Origin of the sequence: Pseudoalteromonas sp. Z9A6, from assembly GCF_011378805.1 — a bacterium.
Taxonomy (GTDB): domain Bacteria; phylum Pseudomonadota; class Gammaproteobacteria; order Enterobacterales; family Alteromonadaceae; genus Pseudoalteromonas; species Pseudoalteromonas distincta.
This window is the reverse complement of the sequence record NZ_WTKZ01000011.1, coordinates 12,769-33,321: the sequence shown is the minus strand read 5'-3', so window position 1 is coordinate 33,321 and position 20,553 is coordinate 12,769. Positions and strand designations below refer to the sequence as shown.

General features: G+C 39.6%; 17 protein-coding genes. 10 read left to right on the top strand and 7 right to left on the bottom strand.

Annotated features, from left to right (window positions below):
• Window positions 1–8: 8 nt before the first annotated feature.
• From GQR53_RS06505 to GQR53_RS06495, 3 genes are all read right to left on the bottom strand, one after another.
• Window positions 9–1,184 (bottom strand): efflux RND transporter periplasmic adaptor subunit, encoded by a 1,176-nt coding sequence (locus tag GQR53_RS06505; RefSeq protein WP_165743243.1) that lies wholly within the window; start codon window positions 1,182–1,184, stop codon window positions 9–11.
• 217 nt (window positions 1,185–1,401) lie between these two features.
• Entirely contained in the window at window positions 1,402–2,190 is a 789-nt protein-coding gene (locus GQR53_RS06500) for a PhzF family phenazine biosynthesis protein (RefSeq protein WP_165743242.1), read from the bottom strand.
• 72 nt (window positions 2,191–2,262) lie between these two features.
• Window positions 2,263–2,877, bottom strand: a complete 615-nt coding sequence (locus tag GQR53_RS06495; protein ID WP_165743241.1) for a PQ-loop repeat-containing protein — start codon at window positions 2,875–2,877, stop codon at window positions 2,263–2,265.
• A gap of 290 nt (window positions 2,878–3,167) precedes the next feature.
• Between GQR53_RS06495 and GQR53_RS06490 the strand changes: the two genes are divergently transcribed.
• Entirely contained in the window at window positions 3,168–4,301 is a 1,134-nt protein-coding gene (locus GQR53_RS06490) for a PepSY-associated TM helix domain-containing protein (RefSeq protein ID WP_165743240.1), read from the top strand.
• A 49-nt stretch (window positions 4,302–4,350) separates the two neighbouring features.
• Complete coding sequence (locus tag GQR53_RS06485) at window positions 4,351–5,511, top strand: tetratricopeptide repeat protein (protein WP_165743239.1); 1,161 nt, start codon at window positions 4,351–4,353, stop codon at window positions 5,509–5,511.
• Between the two features lie 16 nt (window positions 5,512–5,527).
• On the opposite strand, the gene GQR53_RS06480 is transcribed toward GQR53_RS06485, so the two are convergent.
• The 4 genes from GQR53_RS06480 to GQR53_RS06465 form a co-directional block, all read right to left on the bottom strand.
• A complete protein-coding gene (locus tag GQR53_RS06480; RefSeq protein ID WP_165743238.1) occupies window positions 5,528–8,344 on the bottom strand; it encodes a hypothetical protein in 2,817 nt (938 codons plus the stop codon).
• 122 nt (window positions 8,345–8,466) lie between these two features.
• Complete coding sequence (locus GQR53_RS06475) at window positions 8,467–10,014, bottom strand: PH domain-containing protein (RefSeq protein WP_165743237.1); 1,548 nt, start codon at window positions 10,012–10,014, stop codon at window positions 8,467–8,469.
• Window positions 10,007–10,540: a PH domain-containing protein gene (locus GQR53_RS06470; protein WP_165743236.1), complete on the bottom strand. Its 534-nt coding sequence runs from the start codon at window positions 10,538–10,540 to the stop codon at window positions 10,007–10,009. The genes GQR53_RS06475 and GQR53_RS06470 overlap by 8 nt, the downstream gene beginning before the upstream one ends.
• A gap of 35 nt (window positions 10,541–10,575) precedes the next feature.
• Entirely contained in the window at window positions 10,576–11,424 is an 849-nt protein-coding gene (locus tag GQR53_RS06465; RefSeq protein ID WP_165743235.1) for a D-hexose-6-phosphate mutarotase, read from the bottom strand.
• 427 nt (window positions 11,425–11,851) lie between these two features.
• Here GQR53_RS06465 and GQR53_RS06460 point away from each other — a divergent pair, with 427 nt between their 5' ends.
• The 8 genes from GQR53_RS06460 (at window position 11,852) to GQR53_RS06425 (ending at window position 20,338) form a co-directional block, all read left to right on the top strand.
• Entirely contained in the window at window positions 11,852–12,334 is a 483-nt protein-coding gene (locus GQR53_RS06460; protein ID WP_165743234.1) for a MarR family transcriptional regulator, read from the top strand.
• A 100-nt stretch (window positions 12,335–12,434) separates the two neighbouring features.
• Window positions 12,435–13,757 (top strand): carbohydrate porin, encoded by a 1,323-nt coding sequence (locus GQR53_RS06455; RefSeq protein WP_165743233.1) that lies wholly within the window; start codon window positions 12,435–12,437, stop codon window positions 13,755–13,757.
• 128 nt (window positions 13,758–13,885) lie between these two features.
• Window positions 13,886–14,281: a YbaN family protein gene (locus GQR53_RS06450; RefSeq protein ID WP_002960192.1), complete on the top strand. Its 396-nt coding sequence runs from the start codon at window positions 13,886–13,888 to the stop codon at window positions 14,279–14,281.
• A 124-nt stretch (window positions 14,282–14,405) separates the two neighbouring features.
• Window positions 14,406–15,038, top strand: a complete 633-nt coding sequence (locus GQR53_RS06445) for a PepSY-associated TM helix domain-containing protein (protein WP_024596097.1) — start codon at window positions 14,406–14,408, stop codon at window positions 15,036–15,038.
• Window positions 15,038–15,547, top strand: a complete 510-nt coding sequence (locus tag GQR53_RS06440; RefSeq protein WP_024596098.1) for a DUF2271 domain-containing protein — start codon at window positions 15,038–15,040, stop codon at window positions 15,545–15,547. Before GQR53_RS06445 ends, GQR53_RS06440 begins: the two co-directional genes overlap by 1 nt.
• Before the next feature lie 34 nt (window positions 15,548–15,581).
• Entirely contained in the window at window positions 15,582–16,427 is an 846-nt protein-coding gene (locus GQR53_RS06435) for a DUF4198 domain-containing protein (protein WP_165743232.1), read from the top strand.
• A 279-nt stretch (window positions 16,428–16,706) separates the two neighbouring features.
• The gene (locus tag GQR53_RS06430) at window positions 16,707–19,238 is read left to right on the top strand and encodes a TonB-dependent receptor (RefSeq protein ID WP_165743278.1); all 2,532 of its coding nucleotides are present in this window, start codon (window positions 16,707–16,709) and stop codon (window positions 19,236–19,238) included.
• 206 nt (window positions 19,239–19,444) lie between these two features.
• Window positions 19,445–20,338, top strand: a complete 894-nt coding sequence (locus tag GQR53_RS06425) for a DUF4097 domain-containing protein (protein WP_165743231.1) — start codon at window positions 19,445–19,447, stop codon at window positions 20,336–20,338.
• Window positions 20,339–20,553: the final 215 nt, after the last annotated feature.

The following is a 20,553-nucleotide window of genomic DNA, read 5'->3' as shown; positions in this document are numbered from 1 at the left end:
AATACACCTTACAGCTGTTGCGTGTTTGAGGTGCTCAACTCTGAGCTTTCAGGTGTAGCTACACCGGCAATTTTAACCTGCATCCCTTTTTGTGGGTATTCAGGCAAAGTAGTAACGAGTTGGTCGTCAGCATTTAAGCCACTGCTGATATAAAAGTATTCACCTTCTTCACGAATAACCGTTACTTTACGTGGCTCAAGCTCTTGGCTTTTGTTTACGACCCATACGGTTTGGTTATTCACTAAAGCTTGCGGTAAGCGGTAAATATTATTAAGCGTAGCCCCTGCAAAATTAACTTGTACGTAGCTACCAAATTTAATAGATGGTTGTTTTGTTTTTAAACCATAAGGGTCTTCAATTCGCACAACTAAACTGCTCATGCGCGTAGCGCTATCTACAATTCCTAAGTCGCGGTCTATTACCCCTTCGCGCGTAAAGCTATTTAGCCCTTTTTGAATCACTGTAGCGGTAATGCCTTTAATACGCTCTGGTAAAAACACGCTATCGAACCCTGCGATAGGAATAATCACTTCAGCGGTCTCAATATTATTGAGTTCAGCAACTTGTGAGCCCATAGTGACAAATTGTCCAACACCTATATTTCGGCTAATCACCAATGCGTCGTAAGGGGCTGTAACATCACAATTATCCAAATCACGTTGCGCGCGCTTTAATGCTGCTTGCGCCGACTTTACAGATGCCTGCGCACTTAACACTTGAGGTTTACGTAAAAATAAATCTGTGCGCGCTTTACTTGGAAAGCGCTTGGCTTCGTCTTCGGCTACTTGAGCTTGAGCTTGTTCTTCTATTAAACCCGCGCGCGCGCGAGCAAGCTCAGCCTCTGCAACAAGTACTGCTGCTTCATAATTATCTTTTTCGATAGTGAATAACGTTTCACCGCGAGCAACTATGCCACCAGCTACAAAATTAGGATGCCAACTTAACACTTCACCCGACACCTGCGCCGAGAGCAGTGTATTTTCAAGAGGCTTTACTTCACCGTAGCTATTAATAATAACTTGATGATCGTTTGCAGCCACTGGCTCAACTTGCACTGTTGGACGAGTATCAATTACTTCTTTTTTTTCTGGCTCTTGTGCAATGGCATTTATTCCCATAAAGCCAACAACACCAACAATGAGCGCTACAAATGGAAAAACCCATCTAAGTGAATTTGTTTGCATATTCTATTATCCCCAAAACTCTATTAACATCATAATACCAGAGCCTTATGAAACATTAAGGTGACATTTGTAAGCAACTGTTACAAATGCGTGTATTAATAGATAAAATAAAGACGGTAATTCAAAAACGACTAGTGGGATTATAAAAAACAACTTGCTAATATGATTTTGAAATGAATAGTTAAACATTATTCCTTGTCAAATATAAAGTTCCTAATTAAATATAAATAGTGCCTTTTAAATACCTTACAGCATGCCCCGTTAAGGTGACGGTTGTATCATCCACTTTGCAAATTAAATGCCCGCCTCTGCTTGAAGCCTGATAAGCGCTTAACGTAGTTTTAGCCAATTGCTGCGCCCAGTAAGGTGCCAAGCCAGTATGAATAGAACCTGTTACATAATCTTCGTCGCCACCGCTTGCGGGCCAAAAATAACGAGATATAAAATCATAATCATCACTAGGTGCTGTAGCTACTACATCAAGTGGATAAAGCGTTTTTAAAAGCTCGGAGTTAGTTATTAATTCAAGTATTTGATCGGCATTTTTATAAATAGCAAAGTAAGCTTGGCGGTTTTTAAGCACTTTACTCGGTTGTATAGACAAGCCGTCAAGCAATTGCTGCGGTACATTTTGTACCTCAACCGGTGCTTGTTTAGGAAAGGTCATTGCAAAGCTGCCATCAGCGTTTTTATTAACGATTAGCTCGCCCACCGCATCAGCAATAAAGCGAATTTGCGATATGTTATGCTCTTCACATAAAACATAAGCAGCCGCAAGTGTGGCATGACCACAAAAGTCGATTTCCATTAACGGCGAAAACCAACGAATAACAAAACTGCCATCGGCTTGCAGGCAGGTAAAAGCCGTTTCAGATACGTTATTCTCAGCGCCAATCTTAAGCATTAAATCGTCACTTAACCACGATTCTAGTGGGATCACTGCCGCATAGTTACCTTTAAATAACTCATTCGTAAACGCATCAATTTGATGAATAGCTAATTGCATTGTTTAAACTTTGTAATGATTAATAGCTTAAAACTGCCATACCTAAACTAAATTAGCACTTTTATTTTTGCTTTAAGCCATTACAGGTCGTATTCTATAGTATTGCATACAACCAAATTGCACAGCATTGGTAAGCAATAGCATAATAAACATAAGTAAGTGCGCCGTGCTTGGAGCAACTGTTGTAAGCTCAACAACTAAGCCGCAAATACCAGCAATAAACTGCAAGCTAAAATAGCGCGCGCTTAAATTACTCACATTACCCGTACGCAATGTTTTATAAGTTTGCGGCATAACACGTACAGAACTCATCACAAGGCCAACATACGTTAAAGCGCTTAATACCGTTGCAGTATCAAGGCTTGAATTTAAAAGCAGTGAAAACGGCAGTAACGAAAAGCCTAGCATAGTAACCAGCTGTACACGTTCTCGTTTAGCTGCGTTGAAACGTGCAAAAAAATATAAAATAAGCCCGCTTAATGCACCGGTTACAATAAATGGTAACGCAATATAATAGCGCTCAAAGAAAATATTGTAGGTTATAAAATAAAGGCTTTGTGCTAATCCAAATGTCATCATTAATAGTGACAAACCAGAGACACTACGATTTTTTCGAATTTTGTTTAGTAATGGTAAAAAACTAAAAACTAAAATAAAAGAAGACAATATAGGCAAATAATGCGCCAAAGCAACCTCGCTCGTTATATAAATGTTAATTAAAAACAGAAATAAAAACATTTAATAAACATCTGTTTTTAAAAGGCTTTTACTATGAGCGCGGCATTGTAGAGCCGCGTAAATTTAACTCAACTAAATAAGACATTCTTATTTTAGGTACTGGCAAGCTAGGTATACAAAAACCGTAGAATTAAGTTCACGGTTTACTTATTTAATAGAAAACCTACTCACAAGCTATCAAATGAAAATGATAGTTGTTATCATGCGCAAGTCATTAACTGCAATATATAAAACTATCTATGAGAAAAACTCTTTTTAAAATTCACAGTTGGATCGCTCTTATAGCTCTCATTCCCTTGATTGTTATTAGTATTACAGGGAGCGTATTAGTTTTTAAAAGTGAAATAGATGGCTTACTTATGCCAAGCAGTCACTATGTTATAAAAGCACTGCCAGAGCGCATGCCAATCGACAAATTAATCGCAAAAACAGAGCTTGCTTACCCTGAGTATGTAGTAGGTAGTTGGGAAATATTTAACGATGATACTGCTGATCGGGTTTACTTAGTTAAACGCGGGACAGAGCAATGGTATAAGTTTCATTTAAACCAGTATACGGGTGACATTTTGTCAGAGCCTGTTGGTACCAGCCATTATTTTACTGATTGGTTTTTAGAACTGCATTACACCTTTTTACTTAACGACTTTAAAAACCTGCCAGGGCAAACAGGCACAGTACTAGGCTTCTTTTTTGCTCTGTTTTTATTGGTATTAGGTATTACTGGGCTTATTATTTATCGTAAATTTTGGCAGCGCCTATTTAGTGTGCGCTGGCGTGCAACACTGCAAATTGTACTTAGCGACATTCATAAAATGACGGGGGTGATAGGGTCGCCCATCATTATTATTTTAGCTATTACAGGTGGCTACTTTAACTGGGCGGTGTGGTATCACGAAGTTATTGAACACGCTGAGGAAGAGCACTTTGTACTAACCAAAAACTTGCACAATAGCGATATTTCGTTTCAACACATACTCGATGACAGTAAAAAGCAAATACCCACTTTTAATGGTACGTTTTTAGTTATGCCACTCGAGCCTGACGAAAATATCACCTTATTCGGCGAAGTCGATACAAATAACCCGCTTGCGAGCGAATACGCTAATACGGTTAGCTACGATAAGCAAACAGGCGAACATTTAACTAACTGGGATATTCGCGAAGTAGGCGTTGGCTGGCAAGTAATTGATAGCTTTAGAAAACTTCATTTTGGCTACTTTGCAGGGCTAATAAGTAAAATACTGTGGTGCGTAATTGGTTTGAGCCCAGTGTGGCTAGCAGGTACTGGTTTTTACTTGTGGTTTACCCGCCGTAAACGTAAAAAACAATCACAAAAAAATCGCTCAAGTAAACGCAGCACAGCAAGTGCTTGATTAAAAACCCACCACATTGTAATGTAAAATTTAACAATGGAGTGGGTTTATGATGTTTTATAAAATAGCAGTCTGTATTACTTTTTTATATTTAGTTGGATGTAACACAACCAAGGTTCAGCAAGTAGAACAACAAATAGAGCTTGAACAACTATTAAACCATTCTTTGTTTAATAAACTCGACACTCCTTCTGAGTACAGTATTTTTGAGTTACCAAATGCTGAAAAAGAAAAATTTTTAGCCTATGCCGAAAAACAAAAACAGTCTGAAATCCGTCATGACCGCATTATTTACAACTACCTCGAAAGCAACTTAGCTAACTTTAAATACCACGGCGATACACTTACTTCAGCCCAAGCCTTAAAACTTTCGCAAGGTAATTGCATTAGTTTAGCCATTTTAACGCAAAGCTATGCACAAGCTCTCGGGTTAGAAACAAGCTTTCAAGAAGTTACAAGTAAGCCCATATACGCAAAAGAAAATAATGTTGTTTATGTAGCAAGCCACTTTAGAACGAGAGTATACGCCCCAAAAGTAGAGAAAAAAGATGATAATATTGTTGAATTTTTCAGAGCGGGCACCTTAATCGACTACTTTCCTACCCGCCGCAGCTTTTATTCAAGCAGTGCAGATTATAACGATTTAGTTTCTAAGTTTTATAGTAATTTAGCTGCAACAGCATTAGCAGAAAAACAGCTGGATATTGCTTACTCACTTATTTTACAAGCAAACAAATACACTCCCAATGATCCTGAATTATTTAATATAGCGGGCGTTTTGCATCGTCGGGCTGGTGATTTAAAAAGCGCTAAAAACATCTATCAAACAGCTCTTAGTAATAATGAAATAAGCATTAATTTAATCAGCAACTATCAGCTTTTAGCTAAAAAGTTAGGCGACAAAGAGCTTGTTAAAGAGCTCACCTCACAATTAGTTAATAAAGAAAAAGACCCATACGAATTACTAGTGATCGCTAAAAACAACTTACAAGCTGGCCACGCTCATCAAGCTAAAGCACACCTTGAGCAAGCGATTACTAAAGCGCCTTACATTGCTGAGCTATACTTGGAACTCGCAAAAGTTCGCTATCAACAAGGTAATATTAAACAAACACAAACCTTACTTGAGAAAGCAATTGAACTAGAACGTGATAATCAAAAACTCGATGTATATCAAGCTAAGTTACTATCCTTGCAGATGGATAAGTAACTTAGCCAATTAATATTTATAACGAATAATAAAAGCTCAGCCACGCTCGCATTTCATCTTCAAAACTGTCGCCCTCTACTCGCGACAGTCCCATATTAAATGTTAAGTCATTTATACCAGCAGGCCCCATTCCAAAACTAAAATCACCTTGGTGTTTTATCCCGTAACTTTGTGCATATACAGTGCCCTCGAGTTGATGTTGCTTATAATAAAGCCACGGCATGCCTTCTTTAAAGCTAAAGCCGCCACCGTAGCCTTGATAGCGCTTTGCAGTTGCACTGTAAAAAGGCAGCTCAGATGTAAGTACATATTCACTATTTTGCTGCTGATTAATAAGATTTGAGCTAAAGCCACCTAATGCAAGGCTCCTGTCGTCACGCTGCTTTTGAGAAAAGTTTGCATAAAGAGGAATACCAAAGGCTTTACCAAAAATTTTGGCGGCTAAATCATAACCTTGCCAATTATTACTTTTGCTACTGCCATCGTACCAACTCGCATAAATACTTTGGCCTATAGCAAAATCTTGACGATCATATTGCCAATTTTGAGCAACGCCTAAACGCGTCCAATTTTTATGGCTTTGTTTATAATCTGTGTAATTGTAGGCAAGCTCTGGCGTTATACTTAACTGCCCAAATTTAACGGGGTAACTTATTGCAGCAAAACCACCACGGGCATCCATATCTGCATTTAGGCTTTGTTGATACTGGCGCGATGTATCTAAATTATAGTCAAACAGTGCAAGTTTCAGTTTTACATCAAGCGCATTATATTTTGCCTGCACATAACCACCGTGCAGTGCTCCATCGTGTAAATCAGTGCTATATCCCGCTTGCAAGTCGAGCTGCTTTAATAAGTCGCTACTTTTAATGCTTAAATCTAACAAACTGGTAGAAGCCGAATAATACTGTGTTCCTAGTGCAAAAGTAGCGTGCTGATCGAGTGCGTTGTAATTTGTCTGCTGCGTTGTTTGGTGCGTATATATTTTAGCTTTTGGAAGCGTATGTTCGTTTACAATTAGCAGCGGTGCTTTTTTGTTAGCCGAAAATTCAGTAACTACAGTGCTGTTTATAGCTTTTGGCAGTGTTTTTATATTTGGCCCATCTGCGGTTATCGAAAAATAGAGTAACGAGCCATCGGCCATTTCAATCGGGTGGGCAACGGCTTCCTGCCCCTGAGTTAACTTGGTAAGTGTTTTACTCTCTATGTTGTAGTTATAAATATCAGTAGTGCTATTTAAGCCTGCAACAAAGTAAAGTGACTCGCCATTAAAACTAAAGCTCGGCTGGCTTAAATATTGATACCCGTTTGGCATAGGTACTAGTTGCTGTTGTTCGCCGCTTACACCTTGTATATACAACTGCCAGTTTTCATTTAATGACGTTGATAAATAAGCTAATTTAGTTTCATCAGGACTGAGTATTGGGTAATCGTAAGTTGTCTCAAGGCTTTTTGTAAATAATGGTGTGATGGTTTGCGTATTTAGATCAACCTTTACTAATTCAGAGTAGCCATCTCTTATTTGCTCGCCATACAAGGTTTCGCCGTTACTGGTTACGTTAAAACGACGTATACCAGCAAGTTCGGTAAGTTGTGTAATATTTCCAGTGTCAGTGTTATAGCTAAATATGTCAGACACTTTGTTATAAATACCCGACTCTTCATTGCTGTACGCATTAAAGTACAACGTTGTAGTATTTACCCATTGCGGGTTTGCAATACCGGCTAGATTAATTTGATTAAGCACTTGTTTTTGTTCGCGCTTAAACACACTTGGCGCTGTATCGGGGATGTCTTGTGCATCATTTTCGAGTAGCTCTTTTTGCGCTTTAGTAAACTCTTCTTGCGCTTTAATGTTGTCATCCGTGCTATAAATTATAAGCTTGGTATTGCTCTCTTTATCTCGCTCAACAATTGCAATTTTACTACCATCTTTTGAAAGTGCTGGGTTACTTGCATATAAATTTAGCTCAAGCCAAAGCTCACTATTAAGTAACGGCTCTCCTTGCTCTATTTGCATTGCTTTATAGGTATATTCAGCTATAAATCGACGATATAGCTTGGCTGCACTTTGGCCAAACACACCGCTAAATGCCTCATCAAAGTCACGCGTTTTTACGCCTTGCATTCGCGTCCAAACACTATCGAGTGTTTGCTCTGAATAGTTTTGCTCTAACCAATTTAAAAAGCGACTACCCATTAAATACGCCATTGAGCCGCCCATAAAGCCCTGCTCGCCATTTAATTGCCCATAGGTTGGCAAAGCACCTTGCTGAGCAAATTCTCGCAGTATTGACTCTGAGTAGTTATCAAATAAACGCCCACGGCCCGTCATTTTAGACTCAATCAATGTGGCATAACCTTCGGCTACCCAGCGCGGTGTATCACTGTAAGTTAAGTCGTATAAATCCCATATGCCACGTACTTTTTGCTGCCAGTCATTGCGTGTAGGCTGTGCTAAGTGTACTAAGTGAATATATTCATGCAGTACAAGTAACTGCTGCCAGCCAGCGCTGTTTGATATAACGGTGTCGGATTGTGGTGGGGTTGTAAAAAGCGCCATTACAGGATTATTTGAGGTAGGTAGCGCAAAGCCATTTGCCGCATTTAGGGGATCAAACACCACTACATCAACTGTTTTATCAAGTACTCGGTTTTGCTGCTCAAGCACTTTGTTGCGTACTATTTCAAGCTCTGCTGCAGTTGATTTAGCAAAATCAGCATGCTCAACACTGTAGTGAATGTTGAAATGTTCGGTATGAATAGTTTGCCAATCGGCTGCAAAGCTCGGTGCTGCTAGTAATAAAGCTGATGCGATAAGTGTTTTTTTCATGAGCGTCCCTAAAAGAATTCCTTAATACCATCTAGGGTATTATTAAATGTCTTTCATGGGCAGTAAGAAAGTGTAATAAAACATGTGAAAATGGGTATTTACACATGCTTTATTAGGGTAATTTACATCCAGCTGCGAGTATCTGACTCAATCTGCTTAATTGTAAAATCAATAATAAAGTCAGCATCTTGCTGCTTTATATAGGGCATAAATGCAAAGCCTGAAGCAAGTTGTATATACAGGCTTTTTAAGCCTGATTTTCTCATTAAGTACGTACTTATACTGCGCGCACTTTGCGCTTTATAAAGCTCAAAAACACGGTAATGAACGCCAATCATACCTTTGCGTACAACCATGTAAAATCGGCCATTATCCTCATGCATGTAATAACCATAACGCTGATACGACAAAGTAACCAAGCCAGAAAACACCACCAAAACACCAAGGCTTATCAAAGTATTAATATCAGCAATAAAACAAAAGCCAAACACGAGTGCACTGGGTAGCAGTGAATAAAAGCCTAAATTTTTATACAAAAGCGCGCGTTCTGCGCGCTTAAAAGCGAGTTTTTTACTATTAAACCACGGGTAAATCCATTGGCATACACTATCAACTTGTTCGCTATTTAATACAGGTAATACTAACGTTTGTTTATTTTTTTTAGCCGCCACACCGGCTGCTATTCCGCCGCTACTTGCTTGTAAACACTCAACGGTAAATCGCTTTAGTAATCGCCCCATTAAGTTTTGCTTTATAACAATAGATTGTACTTTATCCATACTCATAGAAAGCTGATGGCGCTCTAACAAGCCAGCAATACGTTTAAACTTTTGACCTTTAAAATAAAGCTCAAAGTTATAAAAGCGAATAAGCGACATAGTCACCGATAGCATTACAGCCACCACAACTAACAAAACAATTAAGGTGATCATCGCAAAGGTAGCAGCACTTGCCAGCATACCAAGCTCTTGTTGATAAAAGCCTTCTACTTTCGCAATAATTTGCTTCTCTAAAAAATCAACAATTAGGTTTATAAAAGGGGCCAAAGCAGCCATTGCAAAAATGGCCATATTCGACATCAAACCAAATTTGGCTATTTCTTTATTGCTAATGCTTAGGCTGTTTTCGATAGTGTCTGTTTCGCTTTGTTCAGTATTTGGTGCTTCTTGCTGTTGCTGCGCTTTAAAATCAAATATTTGTTTACGCATTTGCTGTGCATAATCTTTAGTGACACCAGGTAAAACAACTTCTTGCGACACACTGCCAGCGGCATCAAAAATACAATTAACTAAGTTTACGGGGGTAAAATAAAACGGCTCGGCAATATTAACGTTTTGCACACGGCCAAATTTAAGCGTAAGTCGCTCTTTTTTAAATACACCTTTGTTAAGCAATATTTCGTTGTCGCTACTAATACTAAACTTAAAATTTAAATAATATAAAAATGAGTAAACAAGTAGCAAAATTAGTGCAATACCGCCTGCAACCTGCGCCCAAAACAATTTATTTTCTACTTGAGTAACAAACACGACAAGCATAGGTAGTAAGTTTAAAAGGCCATCTTTTACAAAGCGCACACTAAAGTGCACAACAAAGTATAAAAGTGCCCAGGGCGATACTTTTTGCCAGTAAATAGGGCTGGCTTTATCTTCGATAGTTGTATTACTCATCGACTAAAGCTGCCTGAGTAGTTGCGTCGTCTTGGCGGTAGTTTTGTACAAATTGGCGCATATTTTTACAATCATCATGGGTTAGCCCACTAATTTGTAAATCGGCACTTACACCACCAGCGCTAAATAATTTAATGCTTGCAAGGCTAAGTTTTCGCTCTATTGGCCCTTGGTGTATTTCCATATGCTGTACGCGCGCTAAAGGTAATACCGTCACTTGTTGCCAAATAACGCCTTTTTTAAAAGCAATGTCATGTTCTCGCACTGCAAAACCTCGCAACCTCACACTTATTATATTGTACGCCATAGATACGGCCACCAAAATTGGCATACCAATTAGCAAATACGTTTGTGCATTATTAGCAAAGGCTTCATTAAAATAACAAACAGCAATAAGCGCTCCAATTAGCGGTATATAAAACAGAAGCGAGCTAAGTTGTGTATGTAATAAGGCTTTATCGGCCAATGGCTTAAAGCTAATATCACTATGCTTTGGTAAATCCATTATTTGTTGATTGTTAAACACTATTTGTCCCTATTTCTGCTTTAATTATGACTAGCTTACCAACTAATGGTGGTTATTAAGGTGTGGCTTTGTTTTGGCTCAAGCGTTACTTTATCTGTCAGTACATTAGCGGCCTCTAGGCAGAGCATTGTTTTATATTCATCGTCAGCAAAGTTAGATAAGCGTTTTGATTTTTCTATCCACGGGTTCCAAAGTACACACGAACTTGAGTTTTCGCGGCTCACATTAATAACACCCTCTGGCGTATAAATGGTTTGCATTGTACTTGCTTGTGTATAAACCATGTCGGTTTCGCGATTAAAGCTTACAACATCATTTTGTACAAATGGCCCTTCACTAAACTCAATATATTGCGCGCCTTGCAAACCATCAACATGGGTATTTGTAATATCTGAGGTTGGAAAATAGGTATGCAGTGCTTGAGTAAAGCTAAATGACACACTTCCTAAGTTAGTGGTCGTTAAGCGAACCTGTAATTTATCGCTTAATATAAACTCAACTTTTAATGCGGACTGATGCGGCCAATACGTTGTATGAACAAGTTTCATGGGGAGCTTTAAACTAACTGTAATTTGCTCATCAGATTCGTGTACTTCATCGGCTTGCCATACGCTTGTGCGCGCAAAACCGTGGGCAGGCCACCCATCATTAGCGTGTGTACCAAACCACGGCCAACAAATAGGAATACCGCCTCGAATACTCGCCCCTTCTTGATAGGTTTCCTCTTGTGAAACCCAAATAAGTGGCTTGTTATTTTTAGGGATAAACTCGGTAATTTGCCCACCTTGCAAAAATATTTTTGCGTCGCACTTTTCACTAGCTACTTTAATAAACTCAAGTCCGGATTCGCTTTGCTCAATGCTAACTGATGGCGATAATTTCATACCTTCCCCTATAATACTGATACTAAAGATTTTTAATGTTTACATCTAAACAATAATGCATGCTTAAAGTATACGCTATTGATATTAAATATTGATTGCTGAATTTGTTCATTACCGATTAATACATATACAGTAAACTCACAAATAATTACTTTGTACTAACAGCTGTAAATGAATAATACTAAAGTCTATACAATAAGACTTGCCAATTATTCACAACATACGTACTGTGCGCAACTTAATGCACACAAGGTGCTAAGAAAATTTACCAATATTTAAACAATATAATTTTACATTAGTTACTGCTCTAACTATTAAAAACCAATAAAAGCGGGCTAAAGTACAATATATTATTTGAATTCAATTTATTTGATGTGTAACATTTCGCGATTACGGCAAACTACCGCCCCATCGACGAGATAAGCAAATGCAAAAATATGACGAGCTATTGGTTTCTTTACGTAAAGTTATCCGCGCGATTGACTTACATTCTAAGCAGCTAAATAAAACTTCGGGTTTAACTGGCCCACAATTGCTTATAATGCAAGAAGTGCAAAAAACCGATGGAATAACGGCGAGCCGTATTGCTCAAAATGTAAATTTAAGCCCAGCAACGGTCACCAATATTCTCGACAGAATAGAAAGCAGAAACTTAGTAACACGCGTACGCAGTCAAATGGATAAACGCAGAGTGAGCTTATACCTCACCGATAAAGGAAAAGAGTTACTTGATAAAGCACCTCAGCCATTGCAAGAACACTTTATTGAAAAGTTTTCTGCACTTGCTGAATGGGAACAGAGCCTTTTACTCTCATCAATGCAGCGTGTAGCCGCAATGATGGATGCAGATAAATTAGATGCATCGCCCCTTCTAGAAGTTGGTGCACTTACTCGAGCTCCTAAAGAATAAATAATAAAAAAAATACATAGTTTTTGTACTTACCCTAAACGTAAGGCGTTTTTTTACGTCTTGAATTTTTTATTTTTTAATCAAAATCTGAGCGGCAATTATGACTAAACTCTCAAAATTAACACTAGCACTAGTTCTAGGTGGTGTTACAAGTACTTCTTATGCGTCTGATGATCTAGACACGTTACAAAGCCAACTTAAGCAGTTAAAGCAACAAATGCAACTGCTTGAAAATAAGTTAGCTGATGAAAAAACAAAACAGCAAAAAATTAATGAGCAACACAAGCAAGAAGTTGCAAAAATTAGTAAAAAAGCTGATAACAAAGAAGTTGTTGTTGCTGCCGCCGAATCTGAGAAAAAAGACGAAGGCATTAAAATTGGGGGCGCAGTACGTTTCAACTACAGCACTAATTCATACGATGAAGACACGCAAGACCGTGGCGGCGATTTAGACTTCGAAGTATTTCGCATTAACTTATCTGGCGAAATAAACGATATTTCTGTAAATGGTGATTTTCGTTTTTACGATTACATGACCGTTGTTAAGTATGCATACTTAGGTTACGAATTCACTGATGGCTGGGAAGCACAAGCAGGTATTGCACCTGTACCTTTTGGTAACGGCCCTTACAACTCACACAACTACTTTTTTAGTACTAACTACTATGTTGGCCTAGAAGATGACTTTGATTTGGGTGTAACAGTAAACCGTAAACTTAAAGACAACTGGAAACTAGACCTCGGCTTTTTCAAAAATGATGAAGTAGGCGGCGTTGATGGCAGCTCTGAAGTTAACGAACGTTACTCTTTTGATATAGTTGGTAGCCGTGCAGCAACCGAAGACACATACGATGCCCCAGGTTCTCGCCTTGGTGAATACAACACGTTTGCAGCCCGCACAGTGTATCAAATTGAGCATGGCGAAAATGCTAAAACAGATGTGGGTGTATCACTATTAAGTGGTGGCCTACATGATGGTAATGACCGTGCAGGTAACTACAGCGCATGGGCGTTCCACATAAACAGCCAAATTAATAATTGGAATATTCAATTTCAGCACGGTGAGTACGACTACGACCTAGACGACAACAGCAACCGCTTTGTTGTAGGTGCGTTTGACTACTACGATACCGTATCAAGCGAAGCTACCATGACTAACTTTAACGTAGCTTACGACCTATCGGTTGATTTAGGCCCTATAACAGGCGTACAGTTTTACAACGATTACGGCATCATTTACGACAAACCTGACGACAGTGCAGATACATGGATGAACGTAACCGGTATGAGCGTATCAGCAGGCCCGTTATTTACGTACTTTGACTTTATTCAAGCACGTAACCAGCCATTTATTGGCGGAACAATTATTGGTGATGGCGATACAGAGCGTCGCTTTAACATCAACGTAGGTTACTACTTCTAGATAAGTAAAACCTATTTTATAAATTTAAAAGGGCAAACTTAGTTTGCCCTTTTTTACGCTTTACACTTCGATTTTATAGCTATTTGACCTACAATCGAAAGTATCAGCCATTACTAAAAAGAGCCTAAGTGAATATAAAAGCAGTGTTTATTTGTTATAAAAACTTATGGTTTAAAGCACTTGGCTTAATACTTGTAGCCTTGGGCATTATTGGTATTGTGCTGCCCGTTATGCCTACGACTATATTTTTTATTTTAGCGCTCACCTGCTTTACTCGCTCATCACCCGCGCTTGAACAATGGCTGTTAAACCACCCTCGTTACGGTGTAACTTTGCAGCAATGGCAAGCCCATAAAGTAGTGCCTGTAAAAGCCAAATGCTACGCCGCCATTGGCATGTTAATTGGATTTACATTTTTACTGTATTCAGCCGCCCCTATTTGGGTTATTTATCTCGTTGCAGTAATAGAAGTATTGGTAATGATTTACCTTATTTTAAGACCTTCCAGCCCCCCTAAGCATTAAATATTCATTTTTTACCTGCATACCACCTTTGTTTTAAAGTTTTTATGTAAAGATAAGTAAGTAAATTTGTAATGGCTAATGCAAATCATTATCATGTTGTAAATTTAATTTATTTACTGTTTTTATGTCGTTTATTAACAAGCGGGCTTTGTATAGCACAAGCCGTGCTCTACATATTTATATTTCTACAGCTTTGTTTTTTTTGCTTATCTTATTTTGCGTTAGCGGCATTGTGCTCAACCATATTGATTGGCTTAAAAACGATAAAAATAATGGCCAAGTAACGGCGGTAATTCCAGCAGAGCTAGTTACCAAAGCGAATGAGCAGCTAAATACGCTGCCAACGCTTTACCCTGAAATAGAAGCTTACCTAGCCGAGCAATATGCACTTACAAAAGTAAAAAGCATTGAGTGGGAAAAAGAAGACGCGCTTGTCATGCTCGACTACCCACTGCCTGCTGGGTTTGCCTATGCAGAGCTTGATTTTACAACTGGCGAGCTAAATCTTGATTACCAAACAGGTGGCTTTTTAAGCCTTATTGGCGACTTACATAAAGGCCGCCACAGCGGTGAAGTATGGAGTTGGGTAATTGATATATCTGCCGTACTAATGATTTTATTTGCCATCACCGGCATGATTATTTTGTTTCAAAATAGAAAAAAACGCTTAGCAGGAATATGGATAACCGTACTAGGAGTGGCAACTCCACTGGTTATTTATTTATGTTGGGTTCCACAAATAAAAGGAGTGTCTTAATGGTTAAATTTAAATTATTTATAAGCGCCGCATTACTGCTCGTAGCTGCGTTTTTTCAAACAACGGCGCATGCAAAAACACCACAGCTAGAGGTTGAATTAACGCTTCCTGACTTAGAAGTACAACCGTATCACCGCCCATACGTTGCAGTTTGGCTTGAAACACCAGAGCGCAAACACGTTACAACGCTTGCACTTTGGGTGCAAAAAGCAGAATGGTTTAAAGACTTACGCCAATGGTGGCGTAAAGCCGGTAAAAGCGATGCCAACTTTGACGGCATTAGCGGCGCAACAAAACGCGCAGGTACTTACACCATAAATTGGCAAGGTAATGATTTAGACGGTAACCCAGTAAAACCAGGTAAATACTTACTAAATATTGAAGTTGTACGCGAAGAAGGCGGCAGAGACTACACCCGCGTTGAGCTTGATTTAACTAAATCAGGCAAACTAACAATTGATGGTAAAAACGAGTTTTCTAAAAGCTTCGTCACTGTAAGCACTAAGTAGCTGCTACTTAATCATTTGAATTTAAGGAAATACAATGAAAATTAATTTATTAAAAACGGCATTAATCGGCGCATTGAGCTTATCTGCTTTAGTGTCAACTTCAGCAAGTGCACACGGACGTTGGTTACTACCTTCGCATACATCTTTATCAGGCGATAAAGCGCATTACGTAATGATTGACGCAAGTATTTCAAACGAAATGTTTGCACCAGACAAAGCCTTTAAACCTAAAGAAAAAGGCGCCGAGTACGACGACACATTATTAATGGCACTTGCGCCTAATGGTGAGCCAGTATCTGAAACCATTCGTGCTTATTACTTAAAGCGTAAAAGCTCAGCTGCAGTAAGCTTAACAGAGCAAGGCACTTACCATATTGCAATGACCCAAAAGCCAATGTACATGACCTTCTATAAAAACGAAGAAGGTAAGCGCAAGCGCGTATTTGGTAAAAAAACAGACGCCGAGTTACCTAGCAATGCAAAAGATGTAACTACAACGAAGGTTGTTTCAACAGTAGATACATTTGTAAGCCGAAATGGCACCTCAAAGCCTGCACAGTTAGGTTTAGGCTTAGAGCTTAGCGGTCCAACGCATCCAAACGATTTATTTGTAGGTGAGCAAGCACGTTTTCAATTACTACAAGATGGTAAATCTGCTGGTGAAGGCATTGAAGTAAGTATTTTAAAAGGTGACACTCGTTACCGTAACGAGCGTGGCGAAGTAAAAGTAACTACCGATAAAAATGGTATGTTCACAACTACGTGGAAAGAGCCTGGCTTATACCTAATAGAAACATCTAACGATGTTGAAGTAAACGAAGAAGGCGTAGACGCTGGCCGTTATGCATTATTTACAACGCTTGAAGTTGCCCCTGAATAATTTTATTCACGTAGGTTAGCACCTTATAAAGGCTGAGCACTTGCTTGGCCTTTTTACTTTTTTAATAACTTTTATCCACGCTCCCCTTGAATTCGCAACCATTCGACACAAGATTGCAACTGAAACGATCCAAACGTCTCTATCGTTCGTAAACACTGACCTTATGTGTTAACAACTTAGAATATCTTAGATAGTTTTTATCTTTGCACTAGGGTAGCCGCTTCTATATGATGCGCTCCTTCTAAAAATCAATAGTCAGCAGCCCTCAAGGGAATCAACATCATGTTAAAGCAATTATCAGCCAAAAAAGTAGCACTTAGTCTGGCCGTTACCTCTGCGCTTAGCGCGTCTTATTCACCAGCGTTTGCTGCTGAGCAAGACACACAAGCTCAAGAAAGTATTGAAGTCATTTCGGTTACTGGTACACGTAGAAGTTTACGTAGTATTGCCGAAAGTACCGTACCTGTAGATATTATTACCAGCGGTGATATGCAAAGTACGGGTCAGCTAGAAATAAGCCAAATACTAGCAAACCAAGTACCTAGCTTTAACTACCCAAGTGCCACTATGGGTGATGGTACTGACCATGCAAAACCAGCTGTTTTACGTGGTTTAGCACCCGATCACACCCTAGTGCTAATTAATGGCAAACGCCGCCATGCAGGCGCGTTATTAAACTTAGCGGGTGTTGTTGGCCGTGGCTCTACTGCTGTTGATTTAAACATGATTCCAACTTCAGCTATTAAACGTGTTGAAGTACTGCGTGACGGTGCTGCAGCGCAGTACGGCTCAGACGCCATTGCAGGCGTAATTAACATTGTACTTAAAGATGCCTCAGAAGGCGGTAGCGTAAGCGTAACGTACGGTAAATACGATACACAAATGGCTGGCGTATCTCAGCTAGAAAGCACCTACGCAGATGCAAACGGTAACCTTGCATTTAATACCGGCGGCGATAGAGAAGTAAACGACGGCGCAACACGCACTGTTAGTGCAAACTCTGGTTTTGCGTTATCTGATAACGGCTTTGTAAACGTATCTATTGAGTACCGCGATAACGACTCAACTCAACGCTCTGGCTTTGACCCGCGCCCACAATACGCCAAACTTGATGACGGCAGCTTAGACCCACGCGAGTTTACTATCGACCGTTACAACCACCGCTTTGGTAAAGCCGACCTTGAAGACTACGCTTTGTTTTACAACATGGGTTACGATTTAGATAATGGCTTAAACCTATACTCGTTTGGTAGTTACTCAAAACGCGAAGGTAATTCAGGTGGTTTTTACCGCCGTGCAAAAGACGACCGCAACGTGTTAGAAGTATACCCAGACGGCTTTTTGCCGCAAATTGAAACCGATGTACAAGATTACTCATTTGCACTAGGTTTAAAAGGCGAAACAGGCGAGTGGACTTGGGATGTAAGTACCAACTACGGCCGTAACGACTTTGGCTTTGGCGTTGTAAATAGCATTAATACATCGCTAGGTGCCGACAGCCCAACCGAATTTGACAACGGCGCACTGGTTTACGATCAGTTTTTAGTTAACGCTACGGCAAATACAGTTCTAGATTTTGGTTTACCAGATGACGTATTTTTTACCGTAGGTACTGAATACCGCCACGAAAGCTACAAAATTGAAGAAGGCGAAGAAGCGTCTTACATCACCGCACTTGACAGCGACGGCAACCCAATTGCAGCCGGTGGCGCGCAAGTACTTGCTGGTTTTGGACCAGAAAGTGCGACTGACGAAAGCCGTCATAACATCGCTTTATTTGTTGAGTTTGATACCTACTTAACAGAAAAATGGAACGTAGTTTTAGCGGGTCGTTATGAAGATTACAGCGACTTTGGTGACACATTTACTTCTAAGCTTGCTTCGCGTTACAGCATTACTGAAAACCTATCACTGCGCGGTGCAATTAGCACAGGTTTCCGTGCGCCATCTTTAGCGCAAAGCTCGTACCGCCAAATCTCTACTGTACTTGAGAACAACCAACCATTTGAAGTTGGTTTATTCCCAACCGATTCAGCCGCAGCGCAAGCACTTGGTGCGCAGCCGCTTGACGCAGAAGAATCTGTAAACGTAACAGCGGGCTTTATGTACACGCAAGGCAGCTTTAGCCTAACAGTAGATGCCTACCGCATTGATATTGATGACCGTATTGGTTTGTCTGAAAACCTAGAAGGCGATGCCGTAGTAGAAATACTGCAAAATGCTGGTGAGTTAAATACAGAAAGCGTACGTTACTTTACTAACGCAATCGACTCACGTACTCAAGGTGTTGATATTGTTGCTACTTACAACTTAGATTTAAGCGATTTAGGTGACTTACGCCTAAACGTAGCCGCTAACTTTAACGACACCGAAGTAACACACGTAAACGACAACCCAAGCGAACTTAACTCACTAGGTGACGACTACGTAGTGTTTGCACGTCGTGAAGTAGGTCGCTTTGAAGAAGGCACGCCAGATAGCAAATGGAATCTATCAGCAGTGTGGAACTTTAACGAATGGCAAACAACGCTTCGTGCCACACGTTATGGTGAAGTCGCTGATATATCAACCACAGCTGATCGCGATGAATACCTAGACCCTAAGTGGATCACCGACCTAGAAGTGGCATACCGTCCAGACGAATATTGGAAATTTGCCGTTGGTGCAAACAACTTATTCGATCAATACCCACAAGCAACTGTGGATAACATTGGTTACTCTGACTTTGGCCAAATATTCCCGTACACCCCGTATGCACCTTACGGATTAGACGGACGCTTTTTATACGGTAATATTACTTACAGCTTTTAATTAGTTCCCTAATAAAAGCTGAGCAATTATAAAAGGATGCATCGCGCATCCTTTTATATTAATAATTAGTTATTTTAACCACTTATTAGTATTTCAACTTTCATAAAAAACAACCACCCTATATAAAACAATAGCTTACATTTCGGCCTCATTTTTGCTCTATATTGTTTATATAAATACAAACAATAAATACCAAAGGACTAAACATGAGCTCATCAACACAATTAAGCATTACAAAACCACTTTCACTTGTTGGCGGCATTTTATTATTAAGTGGCTGTGTATTTCACATATCGCCAAGCGTTGCCTCAGTAAAGCAAACTCAACAGCTATCACTGCCAAGCAATAATCTTGAGTATTTAAATGTATTAAGCGGTGCAGGTAGCCTTGAAATAAAAGGCTCAAAAACGGCCACCAGCATCAGTGTTGATGCCACTATTTACACAGCCGACATTGAAGACGAATACGAACTAACGCTAGAGCAAGACGGTAAACAGGCAAAGCTTGTTGCCCAAAATAAAAGTCGTAATGGTATTAGCTTTTACAGTGGCCAATCTCCAAGTATTAATTTAGTGGTTACTGTGCCAAGTAATCTAAATTTAGATATTGATGATGGCTCTGGCGACATTTTAATAAATGCTATGCAAAGCAATATTGATGTAAAAGACGGCTCAGGAAATTTAACTATAAGCGGTGCTAAAAACCTAACTGTTGACGATGGCTCAGGTGAAGTAAACTTTGAAAACATCGCAGGTAATTTAGAATTAACCGACGGCTCTGGCAGTATTCATATAAACAACGTAAGTGGCAATGCAACTATTGACGATGGTTCTGGCGAAATGCACGTGAGCAACATAACCGGTTCGCTAAACGTTGAAGATGGATCGGGTGATATAGTAATAAGCCATATTAGCGGTGCAGTTAATGTTGATGATAACTCTGGCGACCTGCTTATTGAGCATATTGGTTCAAGCGTAACAATTGAAGACGGTTCGGGTGATATTCGCGTTAATCATGCAAAGGGCCTGACTATTACTGAGTCGGGCTCGGGCGATGTAAGTATCGATAATATTAGCGGTTCAGTAAAAGTAGCTGACTAACTTTATTTAACCTGAACTCTGGTTAAGAGATGTACTACCATATTGAATCATCATGATATTTAAATTTATTTTCTCTAGCCAGAGGTTTTCAGTGAAAACAAGGCGAATTTACGCGTCAATAGCTGGCCTATTGCAAGTAAATTCAACGCAGTTAGCGCTGAAAATAGCTGCTCGAGATAGATTTATTATCCAGAGTTCAGGTTATTTAACTACCA